We start from the raw sequence: 4462 nt of genomic DNA, 5'->3' as shown, positions 1-4462 counted from the left end.
GAGCTGGGTGCCGTGGCGCGAATCAGGATCACCCCCAGCGCCAGCGCCACCACATAGATGGCGGCCAGGCTGGCGTCTTCCTTGAGTTCGGTATGCCGGCTGATCCAGCCCGCCACCGCCACCACCACCACCCCGGCCGCAAAGCCGCCGATGGACAGCGCCGGCAGCGACAAGCCGAAGAAGATGAAGCCCACCGCCACTCCCGGCAGCACGGCATGACTCAAGGCCTCGCCGAAGAGACTCATGCGACGCAAGGTCAGCAATACCCCCAGCGGGGCACTGCCCAGGGCCAGCGCGAAGGCGGCCACCAAGGCACGGCGCATGAAGGAAAATTCCTCGAAGGGGGCAATCGCCACTTCATGCAAGGTGGTCAGCACGCTCATGGCCGGCCTCCCTTGGCGACGGGGTGAGGGGCGTGATCGTGCGCATGTGAATGATCGTGCGCAGGGTGCTCATGGTCATGCGCGTGCCGGCGCGACAGTGCCATCACCTCGGCCTGGCTGACTTCGCACACGCCGGCATGTTCATCCACCGCCTCGGCCATGGCACGTGCGCGTTGCAGGTTTTCCTCGCACATCACCTCGGCGGTGTCGCCCCAGGCCACCACGTTGCGCGCCAGCAGCAGGGTCTGCGGGAAGGCGCGGCGTACCTGGTCATGGTCGTGCAGCACGGCGATCACGGTGCGGCGCTCGGCGTGCCAGGCCGAGATGATGCGCAGCAGGTCACCGGTGGTGCGGGCGTCGATGGCATTGAAGGGTTCGTCCAGCAGGATCACTTCGGCATCCTGCAGCAGGATGCGGGCAAACAGCACGCGCTGGAACTGCCCCACCGACAGGCTCGATACCGGGCGCGCGGCAAAGCCGTCCAGCCCGACTGCGGCCAGCGCCTGCACGGCGCGCTGGCGCATGGCGGCATCGATGCCGCCCCAGTTGCCCTTGGCTTGCCAGTAGCCCAGCAGCACGCAATCAAGCACGTTGATGGGGAAGCTGCGGTCGATCTCGGCCTGCTGCGGCAGGTAGGCGATGCGACGTGAATCGACGTGGGTCTGCACGCGCCCGTCATTGCAGCGTACCAGCCCCAACATGCTCTTGAGCAAGGTACTCTTGCCGGCGCCATTGGGGCCGACGATGGCCGTGAGCGAGCCGCGCTCGAAGGCGCCGCTGACGTGGTGCAGGGCCGGATGACGGCGGTAGCTGACGGTCAGGTTATCGAGGGAGATGGCGGCATTCATGTCAGCCCTCCCCCAGCGCCCAGTGCACCCCCAGCCACAGCAGCAGGATCACGGGTGCAACGGCCAGCACGCGCTGCCACCAGGGGCTGGCGAGCACGCCTTGTTGCAATACGAAACGAGAGAGAAACGACACGGCAGGCAATCTGAAAAGGCGCAACGGGGAGAGCTGGCAGGGCCGCTGGCGGGGCTGGCCCGCGCGCACCTGTACTTGGCGCAACCTGGTTGCAGAAACAGGGAAAACACGCATTATAATGCAACCCTGTTGCAGAATGTAACAACACTGAAATTCTGGCGGTCGCCACGGCACAATACCGAACCATCCACCGTGGTTTGCCATCTGATATCTGATATCTGTCATTTATTGACAAATGCCGCAGCATCCTTGACCTTCCCCCCACAACAAGCACAAGAAAGCCGCCCATGTTCCTGTCCCGCCCCCTGTTGCCTTTGCTCCTTCTGTCCCTGACCAGCCTGCCCGCGCTGGCCGCCGATGACGGCCACGACCATCACGGCAACCACCCGCCCCATGTTCACGGCGTGGGCAAGCTGGATGTGGCGCTGGAAGGCAATACCCTGACCCTGCATCTGGATAGCCCGCTGATCAACCTGGTGGGCTTCGAACATGCCGCCAACAGCGCCAAGGACAAGGACACCGTGCGCGCCGCCGCCCAGAGCCTGCGCGACGTTGGCCGCATGTTTGCCACCGATGCCAGCGCCCAATGCAAGCCGGCCGAAGTGCAACTGGAATCGGCCGTCCTGACTCCCGCGCTGCTGGGTGAAAAAGCCCCCGCCAGCAGCGAAGCCGCGCCCACCGATGGCCATGCTGATCTGGATGGCGACTTCACCCTGGTTTGCGCCAGCCCCGGCGCGCTCAATACCATCGACGTGAGCGGCCTGTTTGCCGCCTTCCCCGGCTTCCATCGCATCGATGTGCAAATGGCCACGCCCAAGAAGCAAGGCGCGGCGCAACTGGTGCCGGGCAGCGCCGTGATCCCGCTGAACTGACCCTGCCCTGGCAGGACGTGGACGGTGCCTCATCTGAGCTCTGATCTCTGATCTCTGAGCACCGTCCGCCCACCATCAGGCCGCAGTCAGGTCGTTGACAGCCGCTGCGGCTATGATCGTGGGCTACCATGCCACCCTTGGCGCATCCCCGCTGGCCCTCCCCTCGCTCATGAATCTTCCAGACCCCTCTTCCCCGGCTGCCGCCATCGACATGCGGGAACTTAGCTTCACCTGGCCCGGCCAATCCCAGCCAGCCCTGCTGCTGGAGCGGCTGTCCATCGCCCCAGGTGAACATATCTTCATCAGCGGCCCCAGCGGCAGTGGCAAGAGCACCCTGCTGGCCACCATCGGCGGCATCATCTTGCCCCAGGCCGGCCAGGTCAACGTGCTGGGCCAGCCCCTGCAAACGCTGTCGGCGGCGCGGCGCGACCGGTTCCGGGTGGACCACATCGGCTACATCTTCCAGCAGTTCAATCTGCTGCCTTATCTGTCCATCCTCGACAACGTGCTGCTGCCCTGCCAGTTCTCGCCCTATCGCAAGGAGCGCGCACGCCAGCAAGGAGACGACCTGAAGCAGGTGGCGCAATCCCTGCTGGCCGCCCTGGACCTGGCGCCGGCACTCTGGAGGCGGCCCGTGACCCAGCTTTCCATCGGCCAGCAGCAACGGGTGGCGGCGGCGCGCTCGCTGATCGGGCGGCCCGAGATCATCGTCGCCGACGAACCCACTTCGGCGCTGGACAGCGACCGCCAGCAAGCCTTCCTCGACCTGCTGCAACGCGAATGCGCGCAAAGCGGTGCGGCGCTGGTATTCGTCAGCCACGACCAGCGCCTGGCCGAACGCTTCACCCGTCGCATTGCGCTGGAGCAGATCAACCACGCTGCGCGTACCGAGGAGGCCGCATGAAGCTGCTGCTACGCCTGGCCGCGCGCAGTGCCTGGAACCGGCGTTTCACGCTGGGCCTGATGCTGCTGGCCATCGCCCTGTCCACCACCATGCTGCTGGGCATCGAGCGGGTGCGCCATGAAGTGCGTTCCGGCTTTTCGCAATCGGTGTCCGGCACTGACCTGGTGGTGGGGGCCCGCACCAGTCCGATCCAGTTGATGCTCTATGCCATCTTCCGCATCGGCGGCGCCACCAACAACATGGGTTGGGACAGCGCCCAGACCCTGGCGCGCGATCCGGCCGTGGCCTGGACCATTCCGATTTCCCTGGGCGACTCGCATCGCGGTTTCCCGGTGCTGGCCACCAATGGCGACTATTTCACCCACTTCCGCTACGGCAGCAACCAGGCACTCAAGCTGGCCCAGGGCCGGCCTTTCAGTGACGTCTTCGAGGCCGTGCTGGGGGCGGACGTGGCCGACAAGCTGCATTACCGGCTGGGTGACATCATCATCCTCTCGCATGGCATGGGCGGCATGGGCCTGACCCAACATGCCGACAAACCCTTCACGGTAGTCGGCATCCTGGCGCGTACCGGCACTCCGGTCGATCGCACGGTGCATATCGGCCTGGACGGTATGCAAGCCATCCACCTCGACTGGGAAGGCGGCGCACCGATGCCGGGCGTGCATATTCCGGCCCAGTTCGTGAAGAAATTCAACCTCACTCCAACCAGCATCACCGCCGTACTGGTGGGCTTGAAGAGCCGCGCCCGGGTCTTTGCCGTGCAGCGCGCCATCGCCGATGGCGACGGCTACAAGGAGCCGCTCATGGCGGTGCTGCCGGGGGTGGCACTGGATCAGTTGTGGGATGTGGTGGGCATCGGCGAGAACGCCTTGCTGGTGGTGTCCGGCATGGTGGTGGTGGTCGGCCTGGCCGGGCTGGTGGCGGCGATCCTGGCCAGTCTGGGCGAACGGCGGCGCGAACTGGCCATCCTGCGCTCGGTCGGGGCGCGCCCGCTGGATGTGTTGCTGTTGCTGTGCGTGGAGGGCTTGGGCGTGATGCTTTCGGGCGTGCTGGCCGGGCTGGTATTGTTGAGCGTACTGGTATGGGCCTTGGGCCCCTGGCTGGCCGCCCAGTTCGGCATTGCCTTGCAGCCGACGTGGCCGGCCGCAGGCGAATTACAATTGCTGCTCTGGACCGTGCTGGCCGGGTTGGTGGCCAGCCTCTTGCCGGCCTGGCGCGCCTATCGCCTGAGCCTGTCGGACGGTCTGACGCCGCGAACCTGATCTTGGAAGTACTGACATGAAAACTCTCTACTGGATAGGCGGCATCGGGTCGCCGGC

General features: G+C 65.6%; 5 protein-coding genes and 1 pseudogene. 3 read left to right on the top strand and 3 right to left on the bottom strand.

From position 1 onward, the window contains the following. The 3 genes and pseudogenes from I5W_RS11660 to I5W_RS33855 all read right to left on the bottom strand — a co-directional run. Nucleotides 1-383: pseudogene (locus I5W_RS11660) on the bottom strand (metal ABC transporter permease); the annotation flags it as partial. After that, a complete protein-coding gene (locus I5W_RS11655) occupies nucleotides 380-1231 on the bottom strand; it encodes a metal ABC transporter ATP-binding protein (protein ID WP_017451580.1) in 852 nt (283 codons plus the stop codon). The pseudogene I5W_RS11660 and the gene I5W_RS11655, both read right to left, overlap by 4 nt. A gap of 1 nt (nucleotide 1232) precedes the next feature. Continuing rightward, entirely contained in the window at nucleotides 1233-1364 is a 132-nt protein-coding gene (locus I5W_RS33855) for a hypothetical protein (RefSeq protein ID WP_255221003.1), read from the bottom strand. A 287-nt stretch (nucleotides 1365-1651) separates the two neighbouring features. On the opposite strand from I5W_RS33855, the gene I5W_RS11650 reads away from it, so the two are divergent. The 3 genes from I5W_RS11650 (at nucleotide 1652) to I5W_RS11640 (ending at nucleotide 4405) form a co-directional block, all read left to right on the top strand. Continuing rightward, nucleotides 1652-2236, top strand: coding sequence for a DUF2796 domain-containing protein (locus I5W_RS11650; protein WP_044529351.1), 585 nt, complete (start codon nucleotides 1652-1654; stop codon nucleotides 2234-2236). 169 nt (nucleotides 2237-2405) lie between these two features. Beyond that, on the top strand, nucleotides 2406-3140 hold the full coding sequence (locus I5W_RS11645) for an ABC transporter ATP-binding protein (RefSeq protein ID WP_044529352.1): 735 nt from the start codon (nucleotides 2406-2408) through the stop codon (nucleotides 3138-3140). After that, complete coding sequence (locus I5W_RS11640) at nucleotides 3137-4405, top strand: ABC transporter permease (protein ID WP_044529350.1); 1269 nt, start codon at nucleotides 3137-3139, stop codon at nucleotides 4403-4405. Before I5W_RS11645 ends, I5W_RS11640 begins: the two co-directional genes overlap by 4 nt. Nucleotides 4406-4462: the final 57 nt, after the last annotated feature.

Source organism: Herbaspirillum sp. B65 (genome assembly GCF_000333555.1).
GTDB lineage: Bacteria > Pseudomonadota > Gammaproteobacteria > Burkholderiales > Burkholderiaceae_D > Herbaspirillum > Herbaspirillum rubrisubalbicans.
This window is presented reverse-complemented; position numbering and strand designations above follow the sequence as displayed.

Bases quoted from the DNA above. Each gene is read 5' to 3' on its own strand.
- I5W_RS11655 (WP_017451580.1), bottom strand. From the start codon at position 1,231: ATGAATGCCGCCATCTCCCTCGATAACCTGACCGTCAGCTACCGCCGT.
- I5W_RS11650 (WP_044529351.1), top strand. From the start codon at position 1,652: ATGTTCCTGTCCCGCCCCCTGTTGCCTTTGCTCCTTCTGTCCCTGACC.
- I5W_RS11645 (WP_044529352.1), top strand. From the start codon at position 2,406: ATGAATCTTCCAGACCCCTCTTCCCCGGCTGCCGCCATCGACATGCGG.
- I5W_RS11640 (WP_044529350.1), top strand. From the start codon at position 3,137: ATGAAGCTGCTGCTACGCCTGGCCGCGCGCAGTGCCTGGAACCGGCGT.